The 16,513-nt window shown below is 45.7% G+C and carries 17 protein-coding genes; 5 read left to right on the top strand and 12 right to left on the bottom strand.

All coding sequences use genetic code 11. The features are described 5' to 3' along the window. Position 1 precedes the first annotated feature (1 nt). Positions 2 to 1,024 (top strand): hypothetical protein, encoded by a 1,023-nt coding sequence (locus tag JJU34_RS11735; RefSeq protein ID WP_228692562.1) that lies wholly within the window; start codon positions 2 to 4, stop codon positions 1,022 to 1,024. A gap of 150 nt (positions 1,025 to 1,174) precedes the next feature. After that, the gene (locus tag JJU34_RS11730) at positions 1,175 to 1,663 is read left to right on the top strand and encodes a DNA starvation/stationary phase protection protein (protein ID WP_228692561.1); all 489 of its coding nucleotides are present in this window, start codon (positions 1,175 to 1,177) and stop codon (positions 1,661 to 1,663) included. Between the two features lie 156 nt (positions 1,664 to 1,819). On the opposite strand, the gene JJU34_RS11725 is transcribed toward JJU34_RS11730, so the two are convergent. From JJU34_RS11725 to JJU34_RS11715, 3 genes are all read right to left on the bottom strand, one after another. Beyond that, the gene (locus tag JJU34_RS11725; RefSeq protein WP_228692560.1) at positions 1,820 to 4,072 is read right to left on the bottom strand and encodes a TonB-dependent receptor; all 2,253 of its coding nucleotides are present in this window, start codon (positions 4,070 to 4,072) and stop codon (positions 1,820 to 1,822) included. A 112-nt stretch (positions 4,073 to 4,184) separates the two neighbouring features. Continuing rightward, entirely contained in the window at positions 4,185 to 4,475 is a 291-nt protein-coding gene (locus JJU34_RS11720) for a hypothetical protein (RefSeq protein ID WP_228692559.1), read from the bottom strand. Between the two features lie 195 nt (positions 4,476 to 4,670). Further along, a complete protein-coding gene (locus tag JJU34_RS11715; RefSeq protein WP_228692558.1) occupies positions 4,671 to 5,354 on the bottom strand; it encodes a hypothetical protein in 684 nt (227 codons plus the stop codon). A 156-nt stretch (positions 5,355 to 5,510) separates the two neighbouring features. Here JJU34_RS11715 and JJU34_RS11710 point away from each other — a divergent pair, with 156 nt between their 5' ends. Further along, positions 5,511 to 6,152: an HPP family protein gene (locus JJU34_RS11710; RefSeq protein ID WP_228692557.1), complete on the top strand. Its 642-nt coding sequence runs from the start codon at positions 5,511 to 5,513 to the stop codon at positions 6,150 to 6,152. Positions 6,153 to 6,226: 74 nt separating this feature from the next. On the opposite strand, the gene JJU34_RS11705 is transcribed toward JJU34_RS11710, so the two are convergent. The 7 genes from JJU34_RS11705 to JJU34_RS11675 form a co-directional block, all read right to left on the bottom strand. Further along, positions 6,227 to 7,246, bottom strand: coding sequence for a COX15/CtaA family protein (locus tag JJU34_RS11705; protein ID WP_228692556.1), 1,020 nt, complete (start codon positions 7,244 to 7,246; stop codon positions 6,227 to 6,229). Positions 7,247 to 7,417: 171 nt separating this feature from the next. Then, positions 7,418 to 7,999 (bottom strand): uracil-DNA glycosylase family protein, encoded by a 582-nt coding sequence (locus tag JJU34_RS11700; protein WP_228692555.1) that lies wholly within the window; start codon positions 7,997 to 7,999, stop codon positions 7,418 to 7,420. 145 nt (positions 8,000 to 8,144) lie between these two features. Further along, positions 8,145 to 8,339, bottom strand: coding sequence for a hypothetical protein (locus JJU34_RS11695; RefSeq protein ID WP_301005367.1), 195 nt, complete (start codon positions 8,337 to 8,339; stop codon positions 8,145 to 8,147). A gap of 45 nt (positions 8,340 to 8,384) precedes the next feature. Further along, on the bottom strand, positions 8,385 to 8,756 hold the full coding sequence (locus tag JJU34_RS11690; RefSeq protein WP_228692554.1) for a hypothetical protein: 372 nt from the start codon (positions 8,754 to 8,756) through the stop codon (positions 8,385 to 8,387). An 88-nt stretch (positions 8,757 to 8,844) separates the two neighbouring features. After that, complete coding sequence (locus tag JJU34_RS11685; RefSeq protein WP_228692553.1) at positions 8,845 to 9,087, bottom strand: hypothetical protein; 243 nt, start codon at positions 9,085 to 9,087, stop codon at positions 8,845 to 8,847. Positions 9,088 to 9,320: 233 nt separating this feature from the next. Further along, a complete protein-coding gene (gene ric, locus JJU34_RS11680) occupies positions 9,321 to 10,046 on the bottom strand; it encodes an iron-sulfur cluster repair di-iron protein (protein WP_228692552.1) in 726 nt (241 codons plus the stop codon). A 46-nt stretch (positions 10,047 to 10,092) separates the two neighbouring features. Then, on the bottom strand, positions 10,093 to 10,524 hold the full coding sequence (locus tag JJU34_RS11675) for an Rrf2 family transcriptional regulator (RefSeq protein ID WP_228692551.1): 432 nt from the start codon (positions 10,522 to 10,524) through the stop codon (positions 10,093 to 10,095). A gap of 238 nt (positions 10,525 to 10,762) precedes the next feature. Here JJU34_RS11675 and JJU34_RS11670 point away from each other — a divergent pair, with 238 nt between their 5' ends. Further along, on the top strand, positions 10,763 to 13,840 hold the full coding sequence (locus JJU34_RS11670) for a PAS domain S-box protein (RefSeq protein WP_228692550.1): 3,078 nt from the start codon (positions 10,763 to 10,765) through the stop codon (positions 13,838 to 13,840). Between the two features lie 7 nt (positions 13,841 to 13,847). Here JJU34_RS11670 and JJU34_RS11665 read toward each other — a convergent pair whose 3' ends face one another. Further along, entirely contained in the window at positions 13,848 to 14,003 is a 156-nt protein-coding gene (locus JJU34_RS11665; protein ID WP_228692549.1) for a hypothetical protein, read from the bottom strand. Positions 14,004 to 14,137: 134 nt separating this feature from the next. Between JJU34_RS11665 and JJU34_RS11660 the strand changes: the two genes are divergently transcribed. Then, positions 14,138 to 14,665, top strand: coding sequence for a transposase (locus JJU34_RS11660; RefSeq protein WP_228692548.1), 528 nt, complete (start codon positions 14,138 to 14,140; stop codon positions 14,663 to 14,665). Between the two features lie 302 nt (positions 14,666 to 14,967). Here JJU34_RS11660 and JJU34_RS11655 read toward each other — a convergent pair whose 3' ends face one another. Beyond that, positions 14,968 to 16,500 carry a Ppx/GppA phosphatase family protein gene (locus JJU34_RS11655; protein ID WP_228692547.1) on the bottom strand — a complete coding sequence of 511 codons (1,533 nt, stop codon included), beginning with the start codon at positions 16,498 to 16,500 and terminating at the stop codon, positions 14,968 to 14,970. Positions 16,501 to 16,513 lie beyond the last annotated feature (13 nt).

Genomic DNA, 16,513 nt, shown 5'->3' with positions numbered 1-16,513 from the left:
CATGGCAGTCATCAGCAAAAAAAAGATCGTATACCCCATCAGTGAGGGACTTCGCAATTACCTGATCAAATACGGCAGGGAGGTGGACATTCCCATTCACTATAAGGAACTGCTGCGTTATAGCGGATCGATCGCCCTGTACGATTCCAAGGGGAACGACACCTTGTGGGAGACTGTTTTCTACGATGAGACCGATCGGAGCGAAATTCACTATAAAGTCAAAAAAATCTATGCATTACTAAAAGCTGACGGAGACATGTCGGTTATGCAGCACCTATATGTAGATCGAATCGATCTCTGCATTTACGGAAATACCCAGCCGTTTCGGGTGAGAATAGTCAACAGGATCAATGACAACTTTGATTACTTTTACATCAAACATGCAGATGCGTCGCGGGTTTATGGGCTGGAGCTGGAGCATCTACTGTCGCCTAACCGTATCAGCTACCTGGTATACCAAGATTCACTGATCGAAGAACACATCGCCGGCATACCGGGTGAGCAGTTTATGAAACAGTATATGCCAGACGATCTCTTAAATCCCATCAGGCTGTCTAAAGAGTTTGTCAAATTTAACGAGCGCTGCTTTGTACGATTACTGGGAGACATGCATTCCTCCAATTTCGTCATCGACGTGACTCCCGACTTTGAGGAAATCCATTATCGAATTCGTGCGATCGACTTTGACCAGCAATCCTATGAAGGTAAAAAATCCATCTACCTGCCCCAGTATTTCAAACAAAACAACGTATTGATTCAATTGGGTATTGCACACATCACCCCAGAATCTATGGTGCAATACCAGCGGGAAGAAAGGGCACTGATCGCCACTCGGCTCAAATCCTCCCCCAAGGAAATCGAAGATATCCTCAGCAGCATGGAATCCGATACCATTTCTACCGAAGAAAATACAGATTCTCTAAAAAACGAGCTCGCAAGGCATTATAAAAACATGCAGTTTTATCAATGTAGGAATATGGGACAGATCCTACGAACCAGCTTAAATCTCGTATTACAGCGCTAAAATAGTGTATTACTTTGGCACCATTTATGATACTATTTTGTTATAAATACAAGCTAGGCGAAGGCCTCGGCTGGCTCTGACATCCCGGTAACACGGGATCTGTGGAGTCTTTTTTTATTAAACAAAAAACCATTTTAATCTATTATCAATATGGGAGTTTCAGAAAAAAGAGTGTTTAAAAAACTAGGTTATAACAAAGACGAATCGGAGAAAATTGTTTCTTCCTTAAATAAGTTGCTAGCCAACTACCACGTGCATTACCAAAAGCTGCGCAACTTCCACTGGAACGTGACAGGTGGTGATTTCTTCGAACTTCATAACCAATTCGAGGAGTTGTATAATGAAGCTTTCGCCAATATCGACTTGATTGCGGAACGTATTCGTGTATTCGGCATGAAGCCCTATAGCCTCATGAAAGACTATTTAGAACATGCCGACATCAAGGAGGTAAGTACTGACCTGAAATCAAGAGAAATGGTGGAAGAGGTGCTGCGTGATTTCCAAGTGTTGGTAGACAATATGAACGATTGCGCAGAAAAAGTGAGCGACTTGGGTGATACGGCGACCGAAGACATGCTTATTTCCTTTATCAAAAGCTTGGAAATGCATCACTGGATGCTTACCTCGTTTCTCAAGTAAAAAATAGCCATTCCATTCTTATCAAAGAACCCCGATCTAAAAAACGATCAGGGTTTTTTTGTTGAATCAGTCCAATATAGGCAGCTCCATGACTTGAAACTTTTTCCCGCAACACCGCAACAGCACGGCAGCTTCGGGATTTTAAACCCGATCAACTTATGGAAGCTTGATACCAACCATCACAAAGAAATTCCTACCTGGAGAAAAAAGCGGCCTACGATCCCCACCGATAGGTCGGTTTAGGTGTTCGTAATAAGCTTGGTTTAGCAGGTTTTGTACGCCGGCCTTCAACATAAATTGGGAGCTGAGTGCATAGGAGGCATCCACATCTAACAGGGTAAACCTGGGGGTTGGCAATTCCCCAAATTGGGTGGAAACGCGGTTCTGACCGGCCACATGCCGCAACCGAATGGCTGATTGCAGCTTGTCATCCAAGTGCGTTCCTGTCAACGTATAGCGTATATCCAAAGGGGCTATCTCCGGCAAGGCCTCCCCTAAGACCATGTTTTGCCCCCGGGTGTAAGCCATCGCCCATTGTTGTCGAATCCCTGCACCCATCTCATGGGCAACGCTCAGCTCAAAGCCGCTTTTGAGCGCCCTATCGACCTGAACGAATTGCCGAACTCCAGGAGAGGTGGCAATCCTTGGCGTGAGGGCCGTGCGCTCAGCGGTAATATAGTCCGTAAGAAACGCAACAAAAGGGCTAAACTCTACCTGCAGATTCCCCTTACCATAGCCCAATAAAACATCCAACTGCCGGTTTGTTTCTGCTTTGAGGTTCGGATTGCCTACCATTTCAAAAGGGTCCACTCCTACCGGGAAATAGTTGATAAAACGCTCTAGGATACTACCACTTCGCTGCACACCTGCCACCCAAACCCCCATGGTAAAGTGTTCGGCAAAATCCCGCTGTAACCCAACCGAAAGACCGGGATTTAGCTGGGTCACTGCTGCCACCTCATTGGCATCTCCAAACTCCGGTGTGGTGTCGCGGGCCTCTGAATGGTTTAAATCCACCCTCGCAGCAGCGGATAACAGATACGCGCCTACCGGCAACGTATAGGTCGTAAAAACACCGTATTTCTGGATCTGCGCATCCTGCCAGGCATTGTCGAACAGGGATGTTCCTGCCATGGGTCCCATTAAAAATTCCCGCTGCCGCACACCCCGAGCAGCTTCCGATCGGTAATCCGCACCGGCAAATAACCTCCCCTCCCCTAGCTTCCACTGACCTTCCGTCCTAAATCCCTGATTCCGGGTGGTAGCGGGTGTTCGGGCATTCATCATACGGGGGTCTAGGTCTCTAAGTAGGTTATCCATCAAGTGGTCTACTGCCGTAAAATATCCGGAATTGGTCCAACGCAGCAGCTTCTTGTTTTTAAAGGTACGGGTATGCCTCAAGGAGGCCATCCAGGTATCATCCGTGCGGAGGTCCATCGGCAGCGTAGGAAAATCTACATCCCGAGCAAAATTTCGATTGATCGTCGCTTGAATCAAATCAGCCTCACCTAACCGAAAATCCCCGTACATTCCCACCGTGCCGCGAGTGAAATTTGCGGGAACGATGACGCCGTTCCCATCTTGGTAATCTCCACCGCTGGACCAAGAACCCATGACTCCTATATCATGTCCTTCTCCGGAAATACCGACTCTTCCTTCGTTACGAAACACGTTGCCGTTACTCTCGTACATGGTAGACAACCTGCCATACACGCCCGAAGAGGTGAAGTCTGGGTCCTCCTGAATGTAATTGATCGTGCCACCCAACCCGATACCATAACGTAGTGCATGCGGTCCCTTTAATATCTCCACTTGTTTGATGCGGTTTAAGGCCACTTGGGAAGTTGGCGGATCCATCCGGTTGGGGCAGGCAGCATTGGCGGCATGGAATCCGTCTATAACCACGTTGAGTTGGTCGTACTTGAAACCTCTCATGACGGGGTCAAACCCAAAGGCACCACTCTTTCGGATACCCCCAACAACGGGATTGAGGTTGAGTACTGCTCCTGCATCGTGGTGCAGTCGCTCCTGATCTGAAATCACAATACCCTGATCCTTTTCTGCGCTTTGCTTGAGGGAAATAACGGTGATAGGCTGCAATGTAACAGACACTTCGGCCCGGTAAAGGATGCCCCGGTCCAGCACCTGCTTCAACTCGTCGGCCGATAAGGCCCATTTTCCGTAGTTGATGTGGCTCAAGTGAATGGGCTCACCCGGCATCACCGAAATCCGAATGTGACCCTCAGCATCCGAAACGCCCTGCTGATTCCCATACTGGAAGCTAAGGCCCAAGATGGGTTCCCGACTGTGTTGGTCGAGCACGCGGAAATGTTGTGCAAATGATTGTCCTTGCGCTCCCATTAGACATAGGAGCACAAACAGCCAATAGCTGATTTTGAAAGTATGCATAATTGAAAGGTTGTTTAAACTAGGATATAGACCAACCGGCATTTGGAGATTCCAAATGAAGTACCGGCAATTCCGGCACAAATCGCAGCTTCAGCGACCCATCCGTAACCGATCAAGCCCTCCGTGGGGGGTGAAAAAAATCCAACCCTATTTCAAACGTAGCCAATGATACCCTAGGGCTGGCATATACCAAGCTCCCGATGCTGTAACAAACCGGCTCCAACATTTGCGGTTCCGTCAGGATATAATGTAGGAGAATTTCCTCCAGAAACATCTTTTCTTTCTCGGATTCTTTCTCTTTCGCATCTGAAAGTCGTCTGCCCAACTCGCAACTCCCATTACAGGCCAATTCCGGTAGGTCTTTGTTTTCACAAAATGCTGCCGCAATCTGCGCCCTATTCATGTAAAAATGGGTTTGAATCACCGAATAACTCATCCCGGAAAGTAATAAGTTGAAAACGAGAGCGATATGAATTAACGATTTATGCATGTACTATTGAGAGGCGAATATACTCAATCCTACAGCTAGCTATAGTGACATTGATCACGTTATTTGGGTTATGTGAACAAATTTAACGCTTAACTTCTAGCATACGCCTCATTGAAATAGCCAGCCAACGAATAGTCCATAATTGGGCTTAAACTGCCTCGATGGACCATATTGGTCCAGGTTAGCACCCAAGCCAAACGTTAGCGCCTGCCGTTTGACGCCTGTGCGAAGCTGTAGAAAACTCCGTGCATGGTCACCATTTGCGATGCCGTGTACATACATGAATTGCAGCCGGGTATATAGACCGATTTCGGGGGTCAACGATGGCTTGTATTCGTATATCCCGAAGAGCTCCGCATTTTGGGATTTATTCAGAAAAAAAGTCAGTATAGACACCGCCAACCAATCTTTGTTGGCAAAACTGTGCTGTGCCCCCACTACGGGAGAGAACCCTATTTCATTATTTACGGTACTACCACCTACCAAGGCAATACCCTTTTTCAGGCTATAATTCAGCAAAACCGGCGCCACCATATCCAGATCTACCGATTCGTTGGTGTATTTTGCCGAAAAAGAGGACACACTTAACAATCCAAACCGGCTTGTAGGGGTGAATTTTTTATTCACCACCATCTGAAAAAACATCCGCTCGTGTCCGAACATCCACTCCACCGGTGTGGGCGGCTTGGGAGGCCCCTCTTGTGCACATAGGGGACCAAACAAACAACTCACTCCCGTCAAAAGGCACATCAGGAGTAGTTTACAGGCATATGGGTTGATTAATCGGTTCATCGGGCCAATATCTGTATTTTCGTGAAGAAATACACCAATCCTAATTTGGAAGTAGGCAGGAGGCACCAAAAAATGATGAACCACCAGTCTATAATTTCTATAGGGAATACTTTTATTGTTTTATAATTTTGTTGCTGAATGAAGAGAAGCTAAACCATGGCTACCAAAAAAATCAAACGAGGTTTCCGGAAAGCAAGATTGATTGTGTACAAAGAAACGAGTCACAATCCGATCGACAACCTATGGGCAGTATCCGGTTCATTTCTGGGTATCGCATCCATCGGACTTCTCCAGGAGTTGTTTCACCAAACCGACAACCAAGACATCCTATTCCTAATCGGAGCCTTCGGTGCCACCTCGGTGTTACTTTTTGGCGCGACCAACAGCCCCCTTGCCCAGCCCCGTAACCTAATCTTTGGCAGTTTACTATCAGCCGTCATCGGGGTGACCGTCTATAAACTGTTTTACATGGAAGCCTACATTTGGCTCTCGCCGGCACTCGCCGTGTCACTGTCCATTTTGGCTATGTTATATACCAAGACCCTACATCCTCCTGGAGGTGCCATAGCACTAATCTCCAATATCGGCTCCGAAGAGATTAAAGGAATGGGTTATTTTTACGTGGTAAATCCAGTATTTACCGGTATTGCCATTCTGTTTGTGGTTGCCCTACTTTTCAATAACATCTCCAAGAACCGTATCTATCCCTATCGTGAGGTTAAAATCCGCAAGATGAGTTACCTCGAAAAATTGGCCTTTTGGAAACAGCCTGACCCGGAGAAATCAGACCGCTATTGAAATACCCATGTGGAAAGGATATTCCAATCAACGTATTTCCTCCGTTAAATACTTTCTACCAAGCCCCTATGGTGTCAGCCCACAGGTTTCGGTGTAGACGTTTTTTTGATCAAATAAACAAGACCGAGCAGAAGCAACGTCGCTCCCAACTGATGCAGCACCCCAAGGGAAACAGGTACTGCATATATAAGTGTAAATACACCGAGCAGGAACTGTAAGGATACTAACCCTAGTAAGAGATTACCCGCAAACCGGAGCTTGGGAAAATTGCTACGGATCTTCCACCAAATCCAAACCACACCGAGCAACACTGCATACGCCAAATACCGGTGGATAAATTGGATAGGGATGCCGTTTTCTACCACGGCCAATACGCCATGGATGTCAAAGGCTGTTCCCATTTCAGCTGGAAACCAATTTCTTCCCATCTTCGGAAAGGTGTTGTACATCTTACCTGCTTTCAATCCCGCCACAAAGGCCCCGTAGACTATTTGAATGCCCAAAACGACCATTAAACCAACTCCCAAACGGCGTATGCCATCGGCCTCCACGGTGTTGAAGGGCTTCCATTCCAAAGATACCCAAAAGATGTAGGCAGCAAGTGTCAGTGCGGTGGACAAATGCGCTGCCAGTCGAAAATGACTTACATGCGGCTGATCCACCAAGCCACTCTTAACCATGTACCAGCCCAAGACTCCTTGAAACAAGCCTCCGAAAAAGATGATCACCACCTGTTTTTTCATCCGGGCGTCAAAGGCTCCCTTTACCCAGAAGTAAATCGCCGGAAAGATAAACACCAAGCCCACAATGCGTCCCAATAAACGGTGGACATATTCCCAAAAATAAATCTTCTTGAAATCCTCTAGTGAAAAATGGCTATTGTAAACTTCAAATTCCGGGGTCGCTTGGTAGGCTTCAAACTCCTGCTGCCACTTTTGTTCTGTCAAGGGTGGCAGCGTACCAATAATGGGCTCCCACCGTACCATGGAAAGGCCTGACTGGGTAAGGCGGGTAATGCCGCCGACCACCACCATCATCAGAACCATCACGCAACCCGTCATCAACCAGGTGTACACTGCTCCTCTGTATTTCATTCCCGTTGGATTTGTTTTCGGGTGCAAAAATCGGAAATAAAACCCATAAATCCCCTGCTTATTCCAAAAATGGAAACCATCACCCAAGAGATATACACCAACGGTCCTTTAAGGCAAAACGGCATTAAATGTAACACCGCACTACTTGATAATTACCGAGTTTAGTGCACATTAACCACCCTGCCGAAGCACTTCAAAAACCACCTTGCGAAGCTCTGGAACCACTTCGTCCTCAAACCACGGATTGCGCCGCTGCCATAATTTGTTCCGCGGCGAGGGATGTACCAACGGGAAAAATTTCGGAAGGTATTCCCGAAAGGACTTTACAGTTTCCGTCAGGGAGGCCATTCGCCTATCGTCCAAATAATATTGCTGGGCGTATTGACCAATCAACAACACCAGTTTGATTTGAGGCATCTGCGCAAGCGCTTGGCTATGCCACAAAGGTGCACATTCTTTGCGTGGGGGCAGGTCGCCACCCTTTCCCCTGCCCGGATAGCAAAACCCCATGGGCATGATACCGAATAGCTCCGTATCATAAAAGGTCTCGGAGTCCACATCTAACCATCGCCGGAGTTCCTTGCCGCTTTGGTCATCCCAGGGAATACCGGAAGCATGCACCTTGGTTCCCGGCGCCTGCCCCACGATCAGGATGCGACTACGGGCACTCAGACATACCACCGGCCTTGGCCCGAGGGGGAGCACTTCAGTACAAAGCGTACAGTTTCGGATTTGATTTAGCAGGTGGTTCATTGCTTGATTTGAATAAAAACGTTGTCGCCTAAATCTTCCTTTGGTAACAGAAACGTTAAACATTTTGTCCCCTCACACCAGTCGACATGACGTTACTGGTACAAAATTTTATGGAAAAGGTGTTCTTTCAGGGCGAATCCTCAGCTCAACATCTCCCTAATTTCCGATTTTTCGCAGGCTTAATCGCCAAGGCGTAGGAATGAATCTGACGTTCGTTGAGTTCCCGCAGGGCTTGCTTGATATCTTGAATGCCATATTTCCCTACATCGCGGTTGTAGTCATTGGGTTTTCCGTCAGAAATCAGAATCCCCCATTTGTTTTTCGTAGGTCGCTGATCCAATCGAGCCCCGGCATGGCGCAGAGCGGCACCGGCGCGGGTATATCCCTAAGGCTCCACCGCCCCGATTCGCTGCCTGCCCACTTTCCAGCTTTCTTCAAACTCCTTGAAAGTAAGGTAGGTGGAATTATTCCGGGTTTTGGAATAAAATGAATCGATGGAAAAATCAATGGCGTATTCATTGAGAATTTCTCCAAAAAGAAAGGAAACCTCCTTTTCCACATCGATCACCCGGTTGTTTGCCGCATACCCATCACTGGAAAGACTGATATCCAGAAGAAGCAATTTGGAAAGGCCTTTTTCCATTTTTCGGTTCGATAGGTATATATTTTTGAAGTTGTGTAACAGCACGTAGTCTTCCAGTTGCTGCTTATCAATTGTAAGGGATTTGACCTCCTCTACCGCCTTGGCGTGCAACATCGTCGTATTCCGTGATCCAGCATCGTCCTAGCTCTTGCTGGGCGCTTATATAAAGGAGTCTATAGAAAAAGAAGTATAGGTTTTCTTCTCAAGTCGGCATGGCGGAAAACGAAATCGGGAGGAAATGATTGGTACTCTTATACCCTCCCTCCCGCTCCGTAGGAAAAATCGTAATGGCCATCCCGATAATGGCCCTGGCCAGCAAGGTCAATCTTGGACGTATGGTTTCCAAGTCCACCTTGTGCGACATCTCCTGTTCCGCTAGTAGGCTGCTCCGTTTGAAGTAACGGACTAATTTTCCATAGACCCATTCATCTAAATCCAATGCCACTGAAATTTCATCTAGTTTCGACCGATCACCACCAGCTGTGAAAGACTCTTGAAATACTGGAAGTGTTTACGTTGATTCTATGGAAAATAAGCATTCCATCCCGAAAGGTTTGAAAGGCACAGAGGTTAATATCGTAAAACTTTTTAGTAAAAGATTTTTTTATCTATTAATTTACTAATTAGTCACTCAGGTGCAAATCAACAGCTGTTGGGTATTGGAAGGTTTCCATGATACTAAGCAGGCTGAATCAACCGTGCGAATTGGTCTTTTGCTTTCGGAAACAAGATATTGTTTTCCAAATGGATATGCGTATGCAAATCCTCCTCAAACTCTTTCAGCATGGCATAAGCGACACGGTAAGTCTGACACCCGTCCGACGGAGTGGTGTAGCTGTCGCTAAGTTCGGAAATTCGGCGAAAACGCTCCCCCTCTGCATCGTGTTCATCTTCCATCATGCTTATGGGGTTATCGATATGCCCAAAATGCGGCTGCGAAAGGGTAAATCCGTTGTCAATAGCAGATTGCATGGCTTTAATATAAGGAAACAAAATCAATTCCTCCTTTTTCATGTGAACCGTCAAGCCGTCCGCCGCCTCGAGAAACAAGTCCTTGATCTCGTGTAGCTCCGGATGTCGATCACCATGTACCTGCGCCAACTTTTGCAGATAGGCCCTTAATGGTGGGATGGTGTTCTCCACATAAGCATGGTGTGTGGATACAATGTGGTCGATCAACTCATTCATTGGCTGGCTGGTATACACCAGCTCCTCAGGCAATGCCGCTACCTCCGTTAGCTTACGAATCAGTGAATCAAGGGCCACGTCGTTTTTTTCACATGCTGCCTCTAAGGTAATACCACCTTTGCAGCAAAAGTCTATGCCATATGCTGTAAATACCTTTGCTGTGCGGAAATTATCCGCCACAATACCGCCAACTTTTCTTTTTGCTAATGCTTCCATAGTTGTTTATTAGGGATGTTTTTATCTTTTATTTTGGTAATTCCTTTTACTGCTTTAGAAAGCTCAAGCCGGTATTTACCCGCTCTGCGACTTCCTTCAAATTGGTGGTCAGCAACATACCAAACAGGTGTTCGCGCACAGCCTTAAACTTAAAATGCACCGGACACGGATATTGCTTGGAGCACTTTTCTATACCGATTGCACAGGCCTTAAGGCGCATTTCCCCGTCTACACTGACGACGATTTCAGCGAGAACAATTTCATCGGGGCTATTCTTCAGCGCAAATCCCCCATTTGGCCCCTTTGTGGACACCAGAAGCTCACTCTTGACCAGTGCATGCAAAATCTTGCCCGTAAAAGCTTCTGGAGAGCTTATGGCCAACGCAATATCTTTCAATCCTGCACGCTTTTTTTCGGATTGCAGGGTGGCAACGTAGATCATGGCATTTATGGCATATTTACACGCTTTTGAAAACATGGGAAACAACCATTACAGGACAAATATATCTTTTATTTATTTAACGACAATTTTATCCTTTATTTATTTTCTACTAAAATTCCTTATTCTCGATTTTTCAAAAATAAAACGCCATTATTTTTTCGCTTAGCCTTCTTACAAGTTGCTCTAGATTTAATTTATGGTGATATTTACTAGGGTATTCGATAGCCTATTGCTGTAGCAATCAGTACTAGACTGATCGAATACAATCCCCCGTATGCACCCAGATAAATCGCCCCAAGATTCACCTGTTGACTTTCAAAAAAATGCCAAATTAGCTGCCTATATCGGTGAGGTGCCCATAGCCCTTTTATCGGTACTGCAGGGTGGTGATTTGTTTTTTTCCACTGGAATGGATCAGCCAGCACCAATTTCGTGTCCGATTTGCGCTGGTTCTGTTCCGTTTGATCAGGGTCCGGTCATTGTAAGTGAAGTAGCAACGGACTTACGATACCAGGAACTTGGCCCGCGCGCTGGCGACTTAGATCTTCACTTCTACGCAGGATACCCGCTCCTGTCCAAAACCGGCGAACTGCTCGGTGCATTGTCCATCTGGGACTATCAACCCCGCGTACTAAAAAAAGACCAAGAATGTGCCCTCAGTTTATTGGCAGACCAAGCTGCTCAATTAATCGAGCTTTCCCACCGGGAAAAGTTAGAACAGGAGCTAAACGAAAAAGCGAGTCAACTGCAGGAAGTGATCGATAAACTCCCTATTCCATTTTTTTTGTTTGACGAAAATGGCAACCACCTATTGGTGAATAATGCCATGACCCACTATTCGGAATATTCACCAGAAGAATACAAAAGCATGTATCCACTGGATTTTTTTAGAGACGAAGAAAAGGAAAAAGTCAGAAATGTTATACAAACTGCTTTTTCAGAAGGTGAGGCAACCGTAGAAGCAACGCTTATTAGTAAAACTGGAAAGCAGTTCATTTTTTTATTTAAGGGGTCTCAGTTCACGTATGACGGAAAAAACTGCATCATCGGCATTGGATTAGACATTACGGCTACAAGACAGGCAGAACAGGCCATGGCCGCCAGTGAACGGAAATTCAGAGCCATTGTAGAAGAAGGCGGCGACATCATTACTGTCCTTGACCTTTCGGGTAACTTCACATTTATTGGGAATACTGCATGGAATATCATGGGGTATGATCCGAATACGATGTTAGGAAAAAATGCCTTTGAATTGGTTCACCCAGACGATCTGCCACAAGTTTTTGAAGGTTTTTTAGAAATTAAAAAGACAAAGCGGGTAGAACTAAGTCCTTATCGGTTTTTAGATTTTTCCGGAAACTGGCGATGGTTGGAGACTATCTCGACAAATTTCATTGACGATGAAGCCTTTAAGGGTATTCTGACTAATTCCCGTGATGTCACAAAACAAAAGGAATTTCAGTTAAAGCTGGAGCAGAGTGAAGCCAGATACCGCCTATTTTTTGAATCCCATAGCAATTATGTGATCAAAACCGATCTTGAGGGTAGGTATACCTTTGCCAACAAGAAATTTATAGATGCCTTTGGATGGATGCATACCGAAGGGCTTTTGGGTGAAACGTGTTTAACATCAATCTGTGATTACCACCACGCCAACGTTGTCGAAGTAGTGCAGAAATGCTTAAAGGAGCCAGGCCGTGCATTTCAGGTTGAGATGGATAAGCCGACTAAAATACCGGGGAAAGTCATTACAACCCTATGGGATTTTGTTTGCCTGCTTGATTCCGACAGTGAACCGATAGAAATTCAATGCTCGGGCATTGACATCACCAACCGGAGTCAAATGGAAAAGCAGATCAAAGAAATCAACGAACGGTACGAGGTACTTGCGGATGCCAGTTCGGAGGTTATCTACGAAGTAACTCCGTCAACCGGAGAACTTTTCCTAGGTAAAAACTTCTCCCGCATATTTGGCCATTCAATTGCGGATGACGAACCCCTCACTACGACCTGGTACCAACGACTGATGCATGGACAGGACAAAGAAGAAACCCTCGCTGTATTCGGAAAAATCATCCATGAGAGCGACTCTACCGCGTGGAACTATAGCTATCGTCTTCGCGATGGCAGTGGAGAATACCGATGGGTAGAGGATTCCGGGGTGATAATCCGGGGTGAGCAAGGAGAAGCGATTCGAGTGGTAGGCACCGTAAAGGATATTTCCGAAATTAGAAAGATAAAAGAACTACTTGATTCGGCCTCGAATCTGTCCAAAGTGGGGGGATGGGAGATCAATTTCATCCAAAATACCATACACTGGACACCTACCACCTGCGACATCTTTGAGGTACCCTATGACTTCAAACCAAATTTGGAGAATGTGATGACGTTTTATCGTTCTGAAAGCCTAGAGGAAGTTCAGCGTGCATTTCAAACGGCAATTGAACAAAACAAAAGGTATACCATAGAATCGTTGGCAGTGACAAAGAATGGACGGGAAAAATGGGTACAATCCATCGGAATCCCAGTTTTTGAGGATGGAAAATGCACGCGAATCTATGGAAGCATTCAGGATATCCACAAAAAAAAGCTGGCTGAAACAGAGCTACAACGCATAAACAATGAACTGAAAAATAACGTCCACAAATTGGAGCTATCCAATCAAGAACTAGAGCAATTTGCGTTCATTGCTTCTCATGACCTACAGGAACCCCTTCGGATGATCACCGGATTTATGGGCCTGCTAAAAAAGCGATACAGTGACAAGCTGGATGACAAAGCAAACCAATACATTCATTTTGCCATTGATGGTGCCAGTAGGATGAAGCATATTATTATTGACCTATTGGAGTTTTCAAGAGTAGGCCGGGAGCTAGGAAATCTCGAAGAGATAGACCTAAACCAACTGATTGGCGACTTGGTAAAGCCGGTTAATAAGAAATTACAAGAATTAGGTGGAAGCATAAAATTGGACCCAATGCCGAAAATCTACTCATATGAAACGCCCGTTTTGCAGATCTTCCAAAACCTAATTGGAAATGCGGTGAAATACAGACGCGCAGGAATCCAGCCGATTATCCGAATCACCGGGGAAGAGTTAGACTCGGAATGGTTTTTCAGTGTGACCGATAATGGCATTGGTATCTCATCCGAATATTTCGAAAAAATATTTATCCTGTTTCAGCGCCTTCATAACAAAGACGAATACTCCGGTAACGGTATTGGTCTTGCCATCGTCAAAAAGACGGTCGAACTGTTAGGAGGAAAAGTGTGGCTTGAGTCGGAAGAAGGAAAAGGAACTACCTTTTACTTCACAATTTCGAAGAAACCGCATTTGGCTACTAGCCAATAGGAGCAAATTATCCCCTCGTAATGTGCACCGGAATCGTGAGAAACTGCTCCAGCACATCGGCAAAACGCTGTGCTACAAGCTCCTCGAAATTTGCAATTTCGAGGGCAGATAAAAGGAATTTCCAATTCCCCTCCTTGCCCTGTCTTAGATAATAGGATTGCAAATCCTGTTTATCTGAGGTTCGGGATTGCAAATCCCAAACAGCGCATGCCGAAAATCCAACCGCTATAATTGTTTTATTTTTTCTTTTCTATTACGTAAATTGACATGATTGTCAATACTTTAAAATTTTCGAATATGGCTTTTTCATATACTATCAGAGATCAGTTTGCCATGCATTATGTCACATTTACCGTTCATCAGTGGGTGGATGTTTTTACCCGCGAGGAATATGTTGACATATTGATCAATAGCATCCAATATTGTCAAGAAAATAAAGGGTTAAAAATCTACTGTTGGGTAATTATGACCAACCATTGCCACTTAATACTAGGCAGTGATAAAATACCCTTAAGTGATATCATCAGAGATTTGAGAAAATTCACTTCTAAAGCAATTTATAAGGCTATTGAGAACAACCCTAGGGAAAGTAGAAAGCGGTGGCTATTGTGGCTGCTCAAGAAAGAGGAGAATATTTGGTTTTGGGAGCATGGCTACCATGGCGAGGAAATTTATTCGAAAGATTTTTTAGCATCCAAAATCCGCTATATCCACATGAATCCAGTGAGAGCAGGAATAGTTGAAAAAGAAGAGGAGTATATCAACAGCAGTTGCGGTGAGTTTTATGGTTTAAGGAAGAGTAAGATTGAGTTAAGTCCGTTATAACCCCCGCTCCTCGAGGGCAGATAATAGGATTGCAAATCCTGTTTATCTAAGGTTCGGGATTGCAAATCCCAAACAGCACGCTTCGCACGCTCCTCGAAATTTGCAATTTTGAGGGCAGATAAAAGGAATTTCCAATTCCCCCTTAACCTTTGCTGTGCGGAAATTATCCGCCACCATACCGCCAACTTTTCTTTTTGCCAAGTCTCGCTGAGGCGAAGAATTCCAAGCAAATCTCTGACCTTCCGATGATGGGCTTGCAGTTAGGTCTCTATGCCGAGTACATGAACCGCTAAAAACATACGTCATCCAAGTTCAAACTGAATGGGAAGGCGCAAAAACTGCTCCAGTACATTGGAAAAACGCTGGGCCTCCCAAAGCTCCAATTCCATACCGCCCTCTCCAAACAGCCGGATGCTAAGCCTATCTCTTTGTGGAAGACAGTAAACATTTTCCACCCACTGATTTTTGGTTTTGTCCAGGGCAACGGCAATACGCAGAATCCCCGCTAGTCCTTTGACGGTCCGTTTATCCACTTTGATCATATTTCGGAAAGATTTATGCTTCTTTTTGGGACCAGCCTTGCGGTGATATCTGGCTAGCTGGGCTAGGATATAGATTTCTGAATTGTTAAATCCACGTAGGCCTCCATGTACTATGAGGTATTTGGAATGCTTGTGGTAATCTTTAAAGTTCACAAAAGCTCCGATGTCAAAAATCAAACTGGCATGGTAGAGCAGATCTCTCGCCGATTCATCCATGCCATGAAAGTCCTTCAGCTGATCGAATAGCTGTAGCGCTAATCTGGCAACGTGCCGTTTTTGGTCCACATCGGTTTCGTATCGCTTAGCCAATAGCAAGCTGCTGCGCTCCCGGAGATTCTTTCCCGTAACCGAATCTTGAAGCTTTTGTCCATTCTTTTCAATGTAGTCTATTATAAGCCCGTCCCGCAGCGAGGCATCTGATAAGGTAAGTTCGTCTACCCCCGCTAGGTGAAGCAACTCCACCAACAACAACCCTCCTAAGTGAATGGCATCCGCCCGGCTATCACTGATTCCTGGCACTTCACTGCGCTTCCCCGCCTCCAGATCCAACAAACGGCCGGTAACGTCCTCCAGGTCACTCAAACGGACCACCTCTGCGTTGACCGACTGGATGATCTCCTTTCCGTTTAGAAGCATAGCAGCCTCTCCTAAGGACCGAATGCTGCCGGAGGTACCGATGACCTTCGAAAAGCCTACCGATCTGGCTTCGGCTAAGATTTTTTGGGCCGAATCCTTGATATGAGTTTGTAAGTCCTTCCGCTCCGACTTGGACATAGGGCCCTGTGAACCCACTCGGTCCAAAAGTCGCAGTACTCCCAATTTCATGGAGCTCTTAAACAGCACCTCTTCCTTATTGCCCACCACGGCCTCCGTGCTGCCTCCACCGATATCAATCACGAGTGCATTTTCCTTTCCCAAATCAATTGCCTTTCGCACGGCGAGAAAAATCAACCGGGACTCTTCCTTGCCCGATATCAACTGAGGAGAAAGTCCCACTTCCTGTATGAGGCGATCCAAAAAATCCCGGCCATTTTTAGCCTCTCTAGTGGCAGAAGTGGCGGCTGTAATGATGTTCTCTACCCCATACTCATCGGCTAGCTGCACGTAGCGTTTGATGGTTTCCACGCCACGTTGAAACGCTTCCTCGCTGAGCATCTTGTTTGCAAACACTCCCACTCCCAATTTAACCATTTCCTTCTCCTGCACCAGCACCTCAAAGGTCTGCTTAGAGGTAACTTTCACAATGATCATGTGAATGGAATTGGTACCGATGTCAATGGCTGCAAGATTCATAGGCAGAATGGTG

The organism is Lunatimonas sp., assembly GCF_020832325.1.
GTDB lineage: Bacteria > Bacteroidota > Bacteroidia > Cytophagales > Cyclobacteriaceae > Lunatimonas.
Note: the sequence above shows the minus strand (reverse complement) of the source record. Positions and strands in the feature narration are given on the sequence as shown.